The sequence below is a fragment of the Pantoea sp. X-Soil-OKNW-713 genome (assembly GCF_059730685.1).
Genome location: NZ_AP035995.1, coordinates 2,724,808 through 2,741,953, shown reverse-complemented (window position 1 = coordinate 2,741,953; position 17,146 = coordinate 2,724,808). Strand labels below are relative to the sequence as shown.

General features: G+C 58.1%; 16 protein-coding genes. 14 read left to right on the top strand and 2 right to left on the bottom strand.

Annotated elements, in window-relative coordinates; all coding sequences use genetic code 11:
- Positions 1-159: 159 nt before the first annotated feature.
- Positions 160-2,313, bottom strand: a complete 2,154-nt coding sequence (locus AC6I8R_RS12955; protein WP_415173579.1) for a putative bifunctional diguanylate cyclase/phosphodiesterase — start codon at positions 2,311-2,313, stop codon at positions 160-162.
- Between the two features lie 310 nt (positions 2,314-2,623).
- Here AC6I8R_RS12955 and phnF point away from each other — a divergent pair, with 310 nt between their 5' ends.
- The 14 genes from phnF to phnE (AC6I8R_RS12885) all read left to right on the top strand — a co-directional run bounded on the left by phnF (position 2,624) and on the right by phnE (AC6I8R_RS12885) (position 14,504).
- Positions 2,624-3,337 carry a phosphonate metabolism transcriptional regulator PhnF gene (gene phnF / locus AC6I8R_RS12950; RefSeq protein WP_208724072.1) on the top strand — a complete coding sequence of 238 codons (714 nt, stop codon included), beginning with the start codon at positions 2,624-2,626 and terminating at the stop codon, positions 3,335-3,337.
- A complete protein-coding gene (gene phnG / locus AC6I8R_RS12945) occupies positions 3,337-3,783 on the top strand; it encodes a phosphonate C-P lyase system protein PhnG (protein ID WP_021182795.1) in 447 nt (148 codons plus the stop codon). Before phnF ends, phnG begins: the two co-directional genes overlap by 1 nt.
- Entirely contained in the window at positions 3,783-4,358 is a 576-nt protein-coding gene (gene phnH / locus AC6I8R_RS12940) for a phosphonate C-P lyase system protein PhnH (RefSeq protein ID WP_021182796.1), read from the top strand. Before phnG ends, phnH begins: the two co-directional genes overlap by 1 nt.
- On the top strand, positions 4,358-5,434 hold the full coding sequence (locus tag AC6I8R_RS12935) for a carbon-phosphorus lyase complex subunit (RefSeq protein ID WP_497832423.1): 1,077 nt from the start codon (positions 4,358-4,360) through the stop codon (positions 5,432-5,434). The genes phnH and AC6I8R_RS12935 overlap by 1 nt, the downstream gene beginning before the upstream one ends.
- A complete protein-coding gene (locus AC6I8R_RS12930; RefSeq protein WP_415173577.1) occupies positions 5,427-6,275 on the top strand; it encodes an alpha-D-ribose 1-methylphosphonate 5-phosphate C-P-lyase PhnJ in 849 nt (282 codons plus the stop codon). The genes AC6I8R_RS12935 and AC6I8R_RS12930 overlap by 8 nt, the downstream gene beginning before the upstream one ends.
- The gene (gene phnK / locus AC6I8R_RS12925) at positions 6,265-7,026 is read left to right on the top strand and encodes a phosphonate C-P lyase system protein PhnK (protein ID WP_021182799.1); all 762 of its coding nucleotides are present in this window, start codon (positions 6,265-6,267) and stop codon (positions 7,024-7,026) included. The genes AC6I8R_RS12930 and phnK overlap by 11 nt, the downstream gene beginning before the upstream one ends.
- A 14-nt stretch (positions 7,027-7,040) precedes the next feature.
- Positions 7,041-7,745 (top strand): phosphonate C-P lyase system protein PhnL, encoded by a 705-nt coding sequence (gene phnL / locus AC6I8R_RS12920; RefSeq protein WP_497832422.1) that lies wholly within the window; start codon positions 7,041-7,043, stop codon positions 7,743-7,745.
- Positions 7,742-8,878, top strand: a complete 1,137-nt coding sequence (gene phnM, locus AC6I8R_RS12915; RefSeq protein WP_021182801.1) for an alpha-D-ribose 1-methylphosphonate 5-triphosphate diphosphatase — start codon at positions 7,742-7,744, stop codon at positions 8,876-8,878. The genes phnL and phnM overlap by 4 nt, the downstream gene beginning before the upstream one ends.
- Positions 8,878-9,402, top strand: coding sequence for a ribose 1,5-bisphosphokinase (phnN, locus tag AC6I8R_RS12910; protein ID WP_497832421.1), 525 nt, complete (start codon positions 8,878-8,880; stop codon positions 9,400-9,402). Before phnM ends, phnN begins: the two co-directional genes overlap by 1 nt.
- Before the next feature lie 230 nt (positions 9,403-9,632).
- Positions 9,633-10,616 carry an IS110 family RNA-guided transposase gene (locus AC6I8R_RS12905; RefSeq protein WP_497831835.1) on the top strand — a complete coding sequence of 328 codons (984 nt, stop codon included), beginning with the start codon at positions 9,633-9,635 and terminating at the stop codon, positions 10,614-10,616.
- 139 nt (positions 10,617-10,755) lie between these two features.
- Positions 10,756-11,574 carry a phosphonate ABC transporter ATP-binding protein gene (phnC, locus tag AC6I8R_RS12900; RefSeq protein WP_021182803.1) on the top strand — a complete coding sequence of 273 codons (819 nt, stop codon included), beginning with the start codon at positions 10,756-10,758 and terminating at the stop codon, positions 11,572-11,574.
- A 26-nt stretch (positions 11,575-11,600) separates the two neighbouring features.
- Positions 11,601-12,530, top strand: a complete 930-nt coding sequence (gene phnD / locus AC6I8R_RS12895) for a phosphonate ABC transporter substrate-binding protein (RefSeq protein ID WP_021182804.1) — start codon at positions 11,601-11,603, stop codon at positions 12,528-12,530.
- A gap of 229 nt (positions 12,531-12,759) precedes the next feature.
- Positions 12,760-13,623 (top strand): phosphonate ABC transporter, permease protein PhnE, encoded by an 864-nt coding sequence (phnE, locus tag AC6I8R_RS12890; protein ID WP_497832420.1) that lies wholly within the window; start codon positions 12,760-12,762, stop codon positions 13,621-13,623.
- Positions 13,620-14,504: a phosphonate ABC transporter, permease protein PhnE gene (phnE, locus tag AC6I8R_RS12885; RefSeq protein ID WP_415173573.1), complete on the top strand. Its 885-nt coding sequence runs from the start codon at positions 13,620-13,622 to the stop codon at positions 14,502-14,504. The genes phnE (AC6I8R_RS12890) and phnE (AC6I8R_RS12885) overlap by 4 nt, the downstream gene beginning before the upstream one ends.
- Here the strand turns inward: phnE (AC6I8R_RS12885) and AC6I8R_RS12880 are convergent.
- Positions 14,458-17,022 (bottom strand): ATP-binding protein, encoded by a 2,565-nt coding sequence (locus tag AC6I8R_RS12880; RefSeq protein WP_415173572.1) that lies wholly within the window; start codon positions 17,020-17,022, stop codon positions 14,458-14,460. The two genes, phnE (AC6I8R_RS12885) and AC6I8R_RS12880, sit on opposite strands and share 47 nt — an antisense overlap.
- Positions 17,023-17,146 lie beyond the last annotated feature (124 nt).

Below are 17,146 nucleotides of genomic sequence, written 5' to 3'. Positions count from 1 at the left end.
TGTCAGAAATAAAGCGATAAGACATTTTTATACCGGAATATTGCGTAACAGATTCCAGAAAATTTGAGGAACAGTTGCGCGATAAATCGCGTGCTCCACCGTAGCGGCGCGATTTATCGCGCAAAGTTTTATGATTCATCGCGCAAAGTTTTGTTGGTCTTAAACCATCCTTTCCAGCTCCTCAAACGGCACCGCCTGGCTGAACAAATATCCCTGCAACTGATTGCAGCCAGCGTCGGCGAGGGCGCTCATCTGGCCTTCGGTTTCCACCCCTTCGGCGGTCACCATCAGTCCCATGGCATGCCCGAGCCGTACCACCGATTCAATAATCGCTGCTGAATTCTGCGCCACCCCTAACGATTGGGTGAACGAACGATCGATTTTAATTTTGTCGACCGGGAAGGTACTCAGATAATTGAGGCTGGAATAGCCGGTGCCGAAATCATCCAGCGCAATGCGGAAACCGGCATTGCGCAGGGCGATGATGTTATTGCGCGCTTCATGTTCATCCTCAATCAGCACCCCTTCGGTAATTTCCAGCTCGAGGCGTTGTGGATCGGCCCCTTCAGATTGCACAATTTCAATCATGCGCTCGACAAACCCGCTGGCGCGAAACTGAACCGGCGACACATTTACCGCCACAATCAACTGCGGCAGGCGCAACGAGGTTTTGCAGGCCTCGCGCAACACCCATTCCCCCAACGGGATAATCAGCCCGGTTTCTTCGGCAATGGCGATAAACTCGCCTGGCGGCACTTCGCCGCGTTCCGGGTGTTGCCAGCGCAACAACGCTTCGACACCATCAACGCGCTGACCGCTGATCTCCATCAACGGCTGATACCACACCGCCAGCCCATCAAAATGCAGCAGCGCCTGACGCAGGTCGGCGGCAATTTGCTGGCGGGTGCGCAGCGACTCATCCATCACGCGTTCAAACTGGCGAAACTGACCGCGCCCGCAATTTTTCGCTTCATACAGGGCAATATCGGCTTTGCGCATCAACTCCTGGCGGTCCAGTCCATCTTTGGGGGCCAACGCCAGACCGATGCTGGCACCAATCCACGCCTCGCTGCCAAATAGCTGATAAGGCTCGCTGAGCGCGCTGATAATGCGTTTTGCCAGCGACTGCACCTGACCAATATTCTCGACGTCCGGCATCACGATAATAAATTCGTCGCCGCCAATACGGCCCACGGTATCGCTGGCGCGCACGATACTGGTCAGGCGATGGCCCACCTGAATAATCAGATCGTCCCCTGCGTGGTGACCATAGGTATCATTGATGGTTTTGAAGCGATCCAGATCAATCAGCAACAATGCCACACGATGGTCATAGCGTGCCGCAAACGCCAACGCCTGGGAAAGACGATCCTCCACCATCGAACGGTTGGGTAGGCCGGTCAGTACATCGTGAAACGCCAGGTGCTGCGCCTGGGCTTCGCTGGCACCTAACTTCAACAGCGACTGCGACAGACTGAGCGATGACGTCCAGATTCGCCGCACCATAAACAGGCACACCAGGGTGATCATCACCACCGATAGCAGGGTCGAGGGGCCGATGGTGCGCAACATCTGTGCGCCGGGACGGTCTGGTTGCCAACTGATATATCCCACCGGGTCGCCTTGCTGCGAACTCAGGAGATAATGCGCCTTGTCATTGGGCAGCGATGTGTCACCGCTGAAATGTAATTGCCGAAGCTGGCTGCGATTCGCCAGTCCGTGCAGATAGTGGTCATCGAGATATTTTACGCTGATCAAGCGATAGCGCCCCGGCTGGCGGGTATTGCCGCTGATTTCCCCCACCGCCAGCGAAGCGGCATGATCACCAATACGGACAAAATCGGCGCGATCCGTGGTGCTGGCTTGTACCAGCGTCGTGTCCAGCATCGCCTGCACCTGCGGTTCAACATGGCGGTCTGGCACCCGTTGGCCGTTACGCCATACCTCAATCAGTTGGTTATCGCGGCCCAGCACCAACACCAGTTCGTGGTCGAACATTTCATATAACCAACTGCCGACATTTTCATCCAGCCAGCTTTGGTCAGGTTGGGATAAATCCAGCTGACTGGCTAAGGGGGCCCAGCGTGTCAGGCTACGTAGCTGGCGTAGATGTTCCGCCAGGCTTTGTTCGAATGAGGCCTCAATCATGCGTTGCTGCTGTTCTTGCGCTTCGTTATTGGTCAGCCGGGTGCCCCAGAACAGGCCCGCTCCGGCACCGGCAAAGGTCAGCAACAGAATCGCCGCTAACGGCAAAATCACTTCACGCACAAAATTGCGCCGAAAACCATCGGACAGTTTGATTGTATTAATCATTTTTAAAGTCGCGTAACAAGGAGGGATCATGATTTAACTTAGCAGAAGTCTGAAAAGCTGCATTGCGCAAGGGAAGTGTTAATGTTGTGAAAAAGGAAAAAAAATAGTTGAGCGTCGTCACAAAGGAAACAGTTAAAATTTTTTTATTAAAATCCCCGCCATTGTAGTCATTTCCTGCTGTCCAAAAGCAAATTCATCAGCACGTCACTGAGCCGTCACGGCATTGTCATTTGTCTGGGTCAAGGTAGTCGCCATCCCGCAGCGCCCCTGCTGCGTTTCCTCAACACTCGCGAGCGAGGTATTGATGGTGATGGAGATATCCAGACATCCGACCACTGTGTATCAGGCAGTCGCCGCCCAACTGGAGCAGGCGTTGCAGCAACAATATCGCTGTGGCGATTACCTGCCTTCTGAACAACAGCTGGCCGCACATTATGCCGTTAACCGCCACACCCTGCGTCGTGCGGTAGACGAACTGGTAAACAAAGGGTTGCTGCAACGGCGGCATGGCGTCGGCATCCTGGTGCTGATGCGGCCTTACGACTACCCGTTACACGCCCAGGCTCGCTTCAGCCAGAACCTGCTGGAGCAGGGCAGCCATCCCACCAGCGAGCGTCTGCTGGCGGTGCTGCGTCCGGCCAGCCACGATGTGGCCACCGCACTGGGCGTCAATGAAGGCGATGACGTCATTCATCTGCGTACCCTGCGCCGCGTCAATGGTGTGCCGGTCTGCGTCATTAACCACTTTCTGTCCGAACTGCGCTGGTGGCCTGCGTTACAGCAGTTCCACAGCGGATCGCTGCATGACTATCTGCAACAGCATCTCGGGTTGCAACTGACCCGTTCTCAAACCCGTATCAGCACCCGCCGGGCGCAGGCGAAAGAGTGTCAGCAACTGGAGATTGCCTTGCAGTCGCCGGTGTTATGCGTGCGCACCCTGAACAAAAACAGCGACGGGCAGGTGGCGGAATACTCCGTCAGCCTGACGCGCGGCGACATGATTGAACTGACTCTGGAGCACTAATGAAACAACCAACAGCCCGCCAGAACTGGCTCTCGGTGCTGGCTCACAGCGATGCCAGCGTGCTGGAAGCCCACTGGCAGCCGCTGCGCCTCGCCCCGCGTTTTGAATGCGTGCGCCCGGCGGAAACTGGCCTGACGCGTTTGCAGGCACGCATGGGCGGCAGCGGCAAACGCTTCGTAATGGGTGATGCCACGGTGACACGCGCGGTGGTTAAGCTGCACGACGGCACCCTGGGATTCAGCTATGTGTTGGGACGCGACAAAGCGCATGCCGAGCGCTGCGCGTTAATTGATGCCTTATTGCAGCAGCCGGAAACCCAGGCGCTGATTGCAGAAAAAGTGATTGCCCCGCTGGCGGCCCTGCGTGAGGAGCAGCGCCAGCTGCGCGCACGCGAAATCGCCAGCTCCAAAGTGGATTTCTTTACGCTGGTTCGCGGAGATAACTGATGACATTACTGGCAAGTTTTAACCATCCGGTGGCTGACGCGCAGCGTGCCTTCCGCCGAATTTTGAAAGCAATGAGCGAGCCGGGCGTGATGGTGGCGTTGCCACTGGCACAGGGCTGGGGCGATCTCTCCCCGGCGGCCACCGCGGTGCTGCTGACGCTGGTCGACCAGGAAAGCGCATTGTGGCTGGATGGCACGCTGGATAACGAACTGCTGCGCAACAATCTGCGTTTTCATACCGGCGTGCCGATTGTCAGCGAGCGCGATGCGCCGTTTGCTCTGACCCATGCCAGCGCCAACCCCGATCCGGCGTACTTTGCGGCCGGTGATAACCTGTCACCGGAAAAAAGCACCACCTTGATTGTGGAAGTCCCGGCACTGAACGGCGGCCTGACCCTGCGACTCTCCGGCCCCGGCCTGCGCGAAACCCGCGCCATTGCACCGCAATTGCCGGAGGCGATTCTGCATTACCTGCGCGAACGCCCACATCCGTTCCCGCAGGGTGTCGATCTGATCTTCACCTGTGGCGAAGCGATGATGGCACTGCCGCGTACCACCGACGTGGAGGTGTGCTGATGTACGTCGCAGTGAAAGGGGGCGAAAAGGCGATAGCCAGCGCCCATCAGCTTCAGGCCGATCTGCGTCGTGGCGATCGCTCGCTGGCGGAGCTGCATTGCGACCAACTGGCCGCACAACTTGGTCTGGCGGTGGACCGCGTGATGACCGAGGGCGGAATCTACGATCCCCCACTGGCGGCGCTGGCGATCAAACAGGCCAGCGGCGACTTGGTGGAAGCGATTTTTCTGCTGCGTGCTTACCGCACCACGCTGCCACGCCTTGCCGACAGTCTGGCGCTGAATACTGACGCGATGCGCATCGAACGGCGCATCTCGGCGGTGTACAAAGATCTGCCGGGTGGCCAGGTACTTGGCCCCACCTATGACTACAGCCACCGTCTGCTGGATTTTACCCTGCTGGCGAACGGCGTAACGCCAGCGGCACCGCGTGACGACCAGGCGCTGGCCCAGCATTGCCCGCATATGTTCAGCATGATGACGGCAGAAGGGCTGGCGGCCCACGAAGAGGACGATGGCAGTGAGCCGTGCGATATCACCCGTGAGCCACCGACGTTCCCGGCTTCGCGTGCGGCGCGTCTGCAACAGTTGGTGCGCGGTGACGAAGGCTTCCTGCTGGCGCTCGGCTATTCGACCCAACGGGGCTATGGCCGTAACCATCCGTTTGCCGGCGAGATCCGCACCGGCTATCTCAGCGTGTCCATTTGCCCGGAAGAACTCGGTTTCGAGATTGAGATCGGGGAAATCCTGCTGACCGAGTGTGAGATGGTCAACGGCTTTACCACTCAGGGCGACAGCGCACCACATTTCACCCGCGGCTACGGTCTGGTGTTTGGCCGTGCCGAGCGCAAGGCGATGGCGATGGCGCTGGTCGATCGTGCGCTGCAAAGCGGTGAATACCAGGAACGTATCACCAGCCCGGCACAGGACGAAGAGTTTGTGCTGGCGCATGCCGACAACGTGGAAGCCGCAGGTTTTGTTTCGCATCTGAAGTTACCGCACTACGTCGATTTCCAGGCGGAGCTGGAGTTGCTCAAGCGGCTGCGCCAACAGCATCAGGAGCAGAAAGATGAGTGAACTGAGCGGCTATAACAACGGCTATCTGGATGAGCAGACCAAACGCACCATCCGCCGCGCCATCCTGAAAGCGGTGGCGATCCCCGGTTATCAGGTGCCGTTTGCCGGGCGTGAAATGCCGATGCCCTATGGCTGGGGCACCGGTGGTATCCAGATCACCGCCAGCATTATCGGCGATCAGGATGTACTGAAGGTGATTGACCAGGGGGCCGACGATACCACCAACGCGGTGTCGATCCGTCGTTTCTTCCAGCGCGTCAGTGGTGCAGCCACCACCGAGCGCACCCATGATGCCACCCTGATCCAGACGCGTCACCGCATCCCGGAAACGCCGTTAGAGGAAGATCAAATCCTGATTTTCCAGGTGCCGATCCCGGAACCGTTGCGCTTTATCGAACCGCGTGAAACCGAAACCCGTACCATGCACGCGCTGGAGGAGTACGGCATCATGCAGGTGAAACTGTATGAGGATATCGCCCGCTACGGCCATATCGCCACCACCTACGCCTACCCGGTGAAGGTCAACGATCGCTATGTGATGGACCCGTCACCGATCCCCAAGTTCGACAACCCGAAAATGCATATGATGCCGGCACTGCAACTGTTTGGTGCCGGGCGTGAGAAACGCATCTATGCGCTGCCGCCGTATACCAAAGTGGAAAGCCTCGACTTCGACGATCACCCGTTCAGCGTACAAAAATGGGATCAACCCTGTGCGCTGTGCGGTTCACGCCACAGCTATCTCGATGAAGTGGTAATGGATGATGCCGGTACGCGCATGTTTGTCTGCTCCGATACCGATTTTTGCCACCAGCAGCAGGAACAACAGCATGCACAGTGAACAGCCGCTGCTTGCGGTCAATGACCTTACCCACCTCTACGCACCCGGCAAAGGGTTTGAAGAAGTGAGTTTTGCCCTCTATCCCGGCGAGGTGCTGGGGATTGTGGGCGAATCCGGTTCCGGTAAAACCACGCTGCTGCGTAGCCTGTCAGCCCGTCTGGCACCGCAGCAGGGCAACATTCTCTATCGCGATCGCGATCTTTATCAGTTAAGCGAAAGCGAGCGGCGTCGATTATTGCGTACCGAATGGGGTGTGGTGCATCAGCATCCGCTGGATGGTCTGCGCCCGCAGGTGACGGCGGGGGGCAATATTGGCGAGCGACTGATGGCGGTGGGACAACGTCATTACGGCAACATTCGCGCCGAAGCGATGCGTTGGTTGCAGGATGTGGAGATCCCAGCCGGGCGTATTGACGACCTGCCGACCACCTTTTCCGGCGGAATGCAGCAGCGTTTGCAGATTGCTCGCAACCTGGTCACGCAGCCGTCGCTGGTGTTCATGGATGAACCCACTGGCGGGTTGGATGTGTCGGTGCAGGCGCGCCTGCTCGATCTGCTGCGCACCCTGGTGCGTGAACTTAATCTGGCGGTGGTGATCGTCACCCACGATCTCGGCGTGGCACGGCTACTGGCCCATCGTCTGCTGGTGATGAAACAGGGCAGGGTAGTGGAGAGCGGCCTCACCGATCGGGTGCTGGACGATCCGCATCATCCTTATACCCAACTGCTGGTCTCTTCGGTGCTTAACTAATGGCGGAGTCAACCATGAATACGCAACTGCGCGTGGAGAAGCTGTGCAAGACCTTTGTGCTACACAACCAGAGCGGTGTGGCCCTGCCGGTGCTGCATGATGCCAATCTCGAGGTCAGCGCCGGGGAGTGTGTGGTGCTGCATGGCCGTTCCGGCAGCGGAAAATCCACGCTGCTGCGTGCGCTGTACGGCAACTATCAGGCCAACAGCGGCCATATCTGGCTGCAACATGCGGGGGAGTGGATCGATATGGCGCAGGCTCCGGCGCGCCAGATCCTTGCCATCCGTCGCGATACCGTCGGTTGGGTCAGCCAGTTTTTGCGGGTGATCCCACGGGTGCCGACGCTGGAAATCGTCATGCAGCCGCTGCTGGAGCGTGGCGTGGAACGTGCGTTTTGCGAAAAGCGCGCCAAAGAGCTGCTGACGCGTCTCAACGTGCCACAACGTTTGTGGTCGCTGGCACCCTCCACCTTTTCCGGCGGGGAGCAGCAACGCGTCAACATCGCGCGTGGCTTTATCGCCGACTATCCGGTGCTGCTGCTGGATGAGCCGACTGCCTCGCTGGACAGCGCCAATAGCGCCGCAGTGGTGGAACTGATTGAACAGGCGCGCGCGCGTGGCGCGGCCATCGTGGGTATTTTTCATGACGAAGCGGTGCGCGCACGCATGGCCGATCGCCTGCACGTCATGCAGCCGGTACAAACAGGAGCAGAAGCATGATCGTCAATAACGTCCGACTGGTGCTGGAAGATGAAGTGGTGTCTGGATCGCTGGAGATGCGCGATGGCCGTATCGCCAGCTTTAGCGACAGCAACAGTCAGCAACCCGGTGCGCTGGACGGTGAGCAGGCGTATTTACTGCCGGGGCTGGTGGAGTTGCATACCGATAACCTCGATAAATTCTTTACTCCGCGCCCGAAAGTGGACTGGCCAGCCCACTCGGCGATGAGCAGCCATGATGCGCTGATGGTTGCCAGCGGCATCACCACGGTACTGGATGCGATAGGCGTCGGTGATGTGCGTGACGGCGGGCATCGCCTCGATAATCTCAACAAAATGATCGAGGCTATCCGCGACAGCAACCGCAAAGGACTTAACCGCGTTGATCATCAGTTGCATCTGCGCTGTGAATTGCCTTATCACACCACGCTGTCGCTGTTTGAGGCGCTGGTCAGCACGCCGGAACTGTCGCTGGTGTCGTTGATGGATCACTCACCCGGACAGCGTCAGTACGCGTCACTGGAGAAGTACCGCGATTATTATCAGGGCAAATACCAGCTGAATGACCAGCAGATGGATGAATTTGAGCGTGAGCAACTGGCGCTGGCGGCGGAATGGTCACAACCGAACCGTAATGCGATTGCCGCCATGTGCCGGGCGCGCGGTATCCCGATTGCCAGTCATGACGATGCAACCGCCGCGCATGTGGCTGAATCACATGAGGTCGGTAGCGCCATTGCTGAGTTCCCTACCACGCTGGAAGCCGCAGCCGCTTCGCGCGCTTGTGGAATGCAGGTTCTGATGGGGGCGCCCAATATTGTGCGTGGCGGGTCGCACTCTGGCAACGTAGCGGCCTGGGAGCTGGCGAGTGCCGGTCTGCTGGATATTCTCTCCTCCGATTACTACCCGGCCAGTCTGCTGGATGCGGTGTTCCGGTTAGTGGCGGATGAACGCAACGCGCTGGAATTGCCCCAGGCGATGGCGCTGGTGACGCGTAATCCGGCGCGCGCGATTGGCCTGCGCGATCGCGGCATCATCGCTGAAGGGCTGCGAGCCGACCTGGTGCTGGCGCATACCGATCACGGCCACCCGCATATCCGTCATGTGTGGTCACAGGGCAGGTTGGTGTTCTGATGGCGCGCCTGATCTGGCTGACCGGGCCATCCGGCTCGGGTAAAGACAGCCTGCTCAACGCGCTGCGTGAAGCGCCGCCAGAACGTCTGGTGATCGCCCATCGCTACATTACCCGTCCGGCGGATGCGGGCGGTGAAAACCATGTGGCGCTGAGTGAGGCGGAATTCCGGCGACGTGAAGCCCTCGGGTTGTTTGCTCTGAGCTGGCAGGCGCACGGGCTGTGGTATGGCCTCGGCACCGAGATCGACCAGTGGCTGGATCGCGGGCTTAACGTGCTGGTTAACGGCTCACGTCTGCATCTGCCGGTGGCGCAACAGCGCTACGGCAGTCAGTTGCTACCGCTGGTGTTGCAGGTGTCACCCGAGATTCTGGCGGCGCGTTTGCGCCAGCGCGGGCGCGAAAGCGAGGCAGAGATCGCGCATCGGCTGGCGCGCGCGGCAGAACCTTTGCCTGCGCACAGCTTCCCGTTGAATAACGATGGGGCGCTGGCGGAGACGCTTTCTCAGCTACGTGAGTGGTTGTAACGGCGCGATAAATCGCGCCGCTTGTATCTTGAAGTTGTAACTGGTTAGCTACCCGTTACACGAAACGGAGGCAGCTTGTCGCGCCGCTTAAGACTCGATCTTGTGTCGTAGCTTAAAGCCCTCCGTTTCTCCTTTCACGCCAGCATCTACTCTGAACGGTAACCAGAAGCTCTGACTTCGTATGTACAAGGCAAGATGGCGTGATGGTTCATGTGAAAGGGAGCTGTCTTATGATTTATCTCGGTATTGATGTCAGTAAAAACAAACTCGACCTCTGCCTGTTGCCCGGCAACGGGAAAAAGAAAACCAAAACCCTCAAAAATCATCCCGACGCCGACCGGGAGATAAATGACTGGTTAATCAGGCAAAAATGCCATCCTGAACAGGTGATGGTGGTGCTCGAAGCGACCGGCATTTATCACGAAAACGTCGCCTTTGGTCTTCATGAAAATACCCCCGTCACAGTCTGCATCAGCAATCCTCAGCGGGTCAGGGAGTTCGCCCGTGGAATGGCTATCCTGACTAAAAACGACTCCGTTGATGCTTACATCCTGGCCCGTTATGGCGAGCTGAAACAGCCTGATGCCTGGGTGCCCCCCTCCCCGGAGGTCCGTAAACTTCGGGAGCTGGTGCGTCTGCGGGACTCACTTCAGGCTGATGTCCAGCGGGCGGAGAACCGACTGGAAAAGGCCCATTCAACCCGCACAGCGCCTGAAATCATTGACTCGCTGGAGAGAACCCTGAAAGCCCACAGGGACGAGCTGAAGCGTATTGAAGCGCTCATCTCAGACCACACAGATAATCATCCGGGTCTGAAGGAAGACCGTGAGCTGCTGGAATCGATAAAAGGAATAGGCAGCGTGGTGGGCACGACAATGCTGTCGGTGCTGCGCTCGTGTCCGTTCCGGAGTGCTTCACAGGTCGCTGCGTGGCTGGGTGTGGTACCGGTGGAAAAAACGTCCGGTAGCTCAGTCAGGGGGCGTGCACGGATGTCAAAAACAGGCCCGGCAGACGTAAGGGCGAAACTGTATATGGCGGCGATTGTAGCGATCAGGTGGAATGCCCCGGCGAAGGCGCTGTACCAGAGGCTAATCGCGAAGGGCAAAGCCAGCAAGGCTGCGCTTGGAGCGGTGATGCGCAAGCTGGTTCATCAGTGCTTCGGGGTGCTGAAAACGCGGATGAAGTGGGATGAAAATTACGCAGCTACCGCTTGACGTTCAAGACGGTAGCTACAGAATGCACTGAACCGTAACGGGCGCTGTCACCGTTTGATCATTTCCCTGTCATCAAGCCTTCATCGCCTTTGGCCGTAATAAGCGGGCAATTCACACCTCAGATGAAACGGAGCGGAAGATGGCACAGGCACTACTGAAAACCGTGATCGACAATCCTTATGTTCCGCACATTCAGCAGGGCCATAAGGTGCTGTCGGTGCAGGGACTGTGCAAGGCATACGGTGAAAATCGCGTGCTGGATAATGTCAGTTTCGATCTGCATGCGGGAGAACTGGTAGCGGTGATTGGCCGCTCTGGCGCAGGCAAATCGACATTGTTACATATGCTGAACGGCACCATCAGCGCGTCCAAAGGTGCCATTATCAGCGCGGAGCAGCATGATGTGGTGAAACTCAACAGCCGCCAGATGCGTGAATGGCGCAGCGCATGCGGCATGATTTTCCAGGATTTCTGCCTGGTGCCGCGTCTCGATGTGTTGACCAACGTCCTGCTTGGCCGTCTCAGCCAGACCTCTACGCTGAAATCCTTCTTCAAAGTGTTTTCCGAAACCGACCGTGCGCAGGCGATTGAACTGTTGCAGTGGATGAACATGCTGCCGCAGGCGCTGCAACGCGCTGAGAACCTGTCGGGCGGTCAGATGCAACGTGTGGCGATCTGCCGCGCGTTGATGCAAAACCCCAAAATCCTGCTGGCTGATGAGCCGGTAGCCTCACTCGACCCAAAAAATACCAAACGCATCATGGACGTGCTGCGCCAGGTCAGCGAACAGGGCATCAGCGTGATGGTGAACCTGCATTCGATTGAACTGGTGAAAAACTACTGCACCCGCGTGATCGGCATCCAGCGCGGCAAAGTGCTGTTTGACGGACATCCTGCGCAGTTGACCGACGGTCTGCTGCACGAGCTGTACGGCGACGAAATTAACCAGCTCCACTAACTCCCACGGCAAGAGAATAACCACCAATGAAACTGACTTCTTTAGCTTTACTGACTGGCGCTCTGATGGCTTTTGGCGTTAACGCAGCGGATGCACCAAAACAACTTAACCTCGGGATTCTGGGCGGTCAGAACGCCACCCAGCAGATTGGCGACAACCAGTGCGTGAAAACCTTCTTCGACAAAGAACTGAATGTCGACACGCAACTGCGTAACTCGTCTGATTATTCAGGCGTGATTCAGGGGCTGCTGGGTAACAAGATTGACCTGGTACTGAGCATGTCACCGGCATCTTATGCCTCGGTCTACCTGCAAAACCCGAAAGCCGTGGATATCGTCGGGATCGTGGTGGATGACAAAGACGGTTCGAAAGGTTACCACTCGGTGGTGATCGTCAAGGCCGACAGCCCGTACAAAAAGCTGGAAGACCTGAAGGGTAAATCGTTTGGTATGGCTGACCCGGACTCAACGTCGGGTTTCCTGATGCCAAATCAGGCGTTTAAGAAAGAGTTTGGCGGTACGGTAGATGACAAATACAAAGGCACCTTCTCTAACGTAACCTTCTCTGGCGGCCATGAGCAGGACATCCTCGGCGTGTTGAACGGTCAGTTCGACGGGGCGGTGACCTGGACCTCACTGGTGGGCGACTACAACACCGGATACACCTCGGGTGCCTTTGGTCGTCTGATTCGTATGGACCACCCGGACCTGATGAAGCAGATTCGCATCATCTGGCAGTCACCGTTGATCCCGAATGGCCCGATCCTGGTAAGCAACAATCTGCCGGCTGACTTTAAACAGAAAGTGGTGGATACCATCAAGAAACTGGATAAAGAGGATCATAGCTGCTTTGTTAAAGCGGTGGGCGGTGAGCAGCATATCGGCGCGGCAACCGTAGCGGATTATCAGAACATCATTGATATGAAACGTGATCTGATGAAGGGTAGCCGCGGGTAGACCTCTGCGGTCTGTGACCCTCACCCCGGCCCTCTGGGCAGGTGCGGTCTGTGACCCTCACCCCGGCCCTCTCCCATAAGGGAGAGGGAGATGTGCCATATGCTCGATCTGTTCCCTCTCCCGCTTGCGGGAGAGATAGCTTGCTCGATCTGTTCCCTCTCCCGCTTGCGGGAGAGGGTTAGGGTGAGGGCAGCAACCAGCACCTCACACAACCACAGGACTCCCCCCTTTGACCGACTTCGAACACTACTACCAACGCATCCGCCGTCAGCAAAAGCGTGACACGCTGTTGTGGTCATTGCTGCTGGTGGCGCTGTATCTTGCTGCGGGCAACATCGCAGAATTCAACCTGGTGACGGTCTGGCAATCGCTGCCGCATTTCTTTGACTACATCGGCGAAACCCTGCCGGTTTTGCACTTGCCGGTGTTGTTTGCCGATGTCAAAACCGAAGGTTCCCTGGCTTACTGGGGGTATCGCCTGAATATCCAGTTGCCGCTGATCTGGGAAACCCTGCAACTGGCAGTTTCTTCCACGTTGATCGGCGTGGGTATCGCCGCCGTATTGGCCTTTTTCGCCGCCGATAACACTCAGTCGCCGAAGAGCGCACGCGTCGCCATTCGTGCCTTCGTCGCCTTTCTGCGCACCATGCCGGAACTGGCGTGGGCGGTGATGTTTGTGATGGCTTTTGGTATCGGCGCGATCCCCGGTTTTCTCGCCCTGGCGCTGCACACCATTGGCAGCCTGACCAAGCTGTTTTATGAAGCGATTGAGAGCGCCTCGGACAAACCGGTACGCGGCCTTGCCGCCTGTGGTGCCAGCAAATTGCAGCGGATGCGTTTTGCTTTCTGGCCGCAGGTCAAACCGACCTTTCTCTCCTACAGCTTTATGCGTCTGGAGATCAACTTCCGCTCCTCGACCATTCTTGGTCTGGTCGGCGCGGGGGGCATCGGCCAGGAACTGATGACCAATATCAAACTGGATCGTTATGATCAGGTCAGCATTACGCTGCTGCTGATCATTGTAGTGGTGTCACTGCTGGATACGCTCTCCGGCTGGTTGCGCCGCCGCGTGGTGGAAGGAGAACGCGCATGATCGCCCTGGCCCCGGATATCAGCCGGCTGAAGCAGCAACACCCGGAACTGTTTGCGGCGCAAAATCGTTACCTGCGTCGGATCGCCCTGATCGCCCTGGCGGTGTTGTTGTACTACGTTTTTTTCTTTGAATTCTTTGGTATCGAATGGAGTCGCCTGCTGATCGGCTGCCAGCAACTGGGACGTTATTTCCTGCGCATGTTTGTCTGGCAGGATTTCGCCAACTGGCCGTTTGGTTACTATCTGTCGCAGATTGGCATCACACTGGCGATTGTGTTTGCCGGAACCCTGACCGCCACGCTGTTGGCGTTACCGATCTCTTTTCTCGCGGCGCGGAATGTCATGCACGGTTCCATCACCCGACCGATTTCCCTGCTGATGCGTCGTGTATTGGATGTGCTGCGCGGTATCGATATGGCGATTTGGGGGCTGATCTTTGTACGCGCCGTCGGGATGGGGCCGCTGGCCGGGGTGCTGGCGATTGTGATGCAGGATATCGGCCTGCTGGGCAAGCTCTACGCCGAAGGGCATGAAGCGGTGGAACGCTCGCCCAGCCGGGGGCTTGGCGCGGTCGGAGCCAACAGCTTGCAGAAGCATCGCTTCGGCATTTTTACCCAATCGTTCCCGACCTTCCTGGCCCTGAGCCTGTACCAGATTGAATCTAACACCCGTTCGGCGGCGGTGTTGGGTTTTGTCGGTGCGGGTGGCGTGGGTCTGGTGTATGCCGAGAATATGCGTTTATGGAACTGGGACGTGGTGATGTTTATCACCCTGATTCTGGCGACCATCGTGATGATGATGGATGTCATCTCCAGCCGCCTGCGTAAACGTTATATCAGCGGGAAAGCGGTGCCGCTGTGGCAGCCTGCCGGGCGCGATTAAGCCGTTCACTGCGTTGCCAGGCGCGTTCCAGCGCCTGTACCAGTTGCGCCTGATGCCAGGGTTTTGCCAGCCGTTCACACAGCGGCAGCATGACTGGCGTCTGGCGCAGATCCTGTCCGCTAATCAACAAGGTGGCGAGATGGGGGTAGTGCTGCTGGGCCTGGCGAATCACATCCGCCCCGTTCAGGCTGCCGGGTAGCATCAGGTCGCTGATCAGCAATTCAATATCCGGCGTCTGGCGCAGCAGCGCGAGGGCGCTCTCGCCATCGCCACACTCCAGCGTTAAATAACCTAACTGGTGCAGATGCTCGCACAACGTCTGGCGTACTGCCGGTTCGTCATCGAGCACCAGCACCAGCCGGTCAGCACTGTCGCTCAGCGTGGCGGGAAGTGGCGCAGGGACGGGTTGGGCGACGGCTGGTGCGCGCGGCAGCAACAGGCGTACGGTGGTGCCCTGGCCGGGGGCGGTTTCCAGTTCAATCTGCCCGCCAGATTGCCGGACAAAGCCATACACCATCGATAACCCCAGCCCGCTGCCGCTACCCAGCGCTTTGGTGGTAAAGAAGGGTTCGAACACCTGACTGCGTACTTCCGCCGACATGCCACAGCCGTGATCGATCACTTCAATGGTGACACGATCACCTTCATCGCGGTGCTGATGCCAGATACGCAGACGGATTTCGCCGCTCTGTTTTTCCATCGCATCGCGCGCATTGACCACCAGATTCATCAGCGCGTTTTCCAGTTGTCCGGCGTCGATCCACGCGGGCCAGCCGGGGCGCTGCGCCTCGATCACCAGTCGCTGGCCGGGCAGCAGCGAATGCTGCAACAAGCCCTGAAGGTTATCCACCAACTCCACCACCGACACGGCGCGTGGGTAGAGCGCCTGTTTGCGCGAAAAGGCCAGCAGCCGCTGGGTCAGTTGCGCCGCGCGGTCGGCGGCCTGACGGGCGCGCTCCACCCGGCTGGCGAGGGTGCCGGGCGGCAGTTGATCGACGGTCAGGGCCAGACTGCCGATAATCACCGCCAGCAGATTGTTGAAATCATGCGCCAGACCGCCGGTCAGTTGCCCGACGGCTTTCATCTTCTGGCTGTGCAGCAGCGCTTCTTCCAATGCTTTGCGTGTCGTGCGTTCCAGTACGGTATTGACCATGCCACGCCGTGGCACCGGACTGAAGCGCAACTCCAGCGTGCGGCCATCGGCCAGCCGCACTTCCTGCGCTTCACCCAGCCCATGCAGTTCAATATCCAGCCGCTTCAGCAATTGTTGGTAATGCAGGCCGCGATGTAGCTCGCGCGGCGCAATGCCGAGCAGTTGCGGGTACTGTGCATTCCATACCACCAGCTCGCCACCGTTATCGAACAGGGCAAAGCCATCGCGCATCGCCAGAAAGGTTGATTCCAGTTGGTTACTTTTCTCTTTTAACAGGCGTGAGGTGTGCGCCAGCGAGGCGGTATTGCGGGCGAAGACGTTGAAGGCGCGCGCCAGATCGCCCAGTTCATCGCGCCGTGCCAGTCCGGGAACGTTGACACTTTTCTCCCCCTGCGCCAGTTGCGTCATGGCGTGGGCGATCGCGGTCAGACTGGAGCCGAGGTTGCGATAAATGTAATAACCGGCATAACCGGTGATCAGCAGCGCCAGCAGCATAAACAGCACGATAAAACCGATGATGGAATCCAGTTCCTGATGGGTGGCCTGGCTGCGGGCGTCATTCTGCTGCGCGACCAGTTGCACGTAATGGGTGATGTCATCATTCAACATCGCCACCAGGGCTTTGATGCGATAGGTGGCATAGGCGATAGCGATATCACTCTGCTCCAGTTGGCTGGCAACCGGCAGCAGCGTCAACTCGGTGCTGACCAGTTGCTGCACTTTGTCGGCCAGTACCCCCTGCAACGGGGTGGCAGACCAGGCGGCATTGAGTGAATTCAGTTGGCGCACCGCTGCCTGTGGTGCGGTGGACTGAATCGCCACGGTCAGCAGGCGGGCGGTTTGTTGACGCAGGTCGAGGGACAGAGGCTGGCTGGTGACAAGGCTATCGATATGGTTGAGCAATAGCTGCGCCTGCCACAAGCCACTCAACATCAGGTTACGTTGCAGATGGCGTTCGTGACCTTTCAGCAGCAGTTGATTGATACTTTGTTCCAGCATCTGGCTACGCTCGCGAATACGTTGCAACAATGCCGGTTGCTGTGCCGCCAGCGGTGCGCTTGCCAGCCGACTCAGCGACTGCTGCAACGCCTGCTGGGTTTGTTGTAGCCGCGCCGATTCGCTTTGATACTCCAGTGCCCCCACCACCTGCGACAAACGCACTGCCGCCGTTGCCACATTGGCGGTATCGCGTGCCAGTGCCAGACTGCCGTTCATATCCGCCAGGGTTTGCGCCTGGGCTTGTTCCTGAATGTGACCGGCGTGGCGAAATCCGCTAATAGCGACGAGGCCGACCGCCAGCGTGACGCACACCACCAGCAGGTTAAACAGCAGCAGGCGACCGCGTGCGCCCAGGCTCCGACTCATGTAGCACCCTCCAACCGGCCTCATTCAGCGCGAGTATAGAAGTCGGTCGGCGGTGAAATATGACAAATATAAATGGCGGCTGACATTTTCCATTTATCTGTCGCTGATTAACTCGCTGCACCCT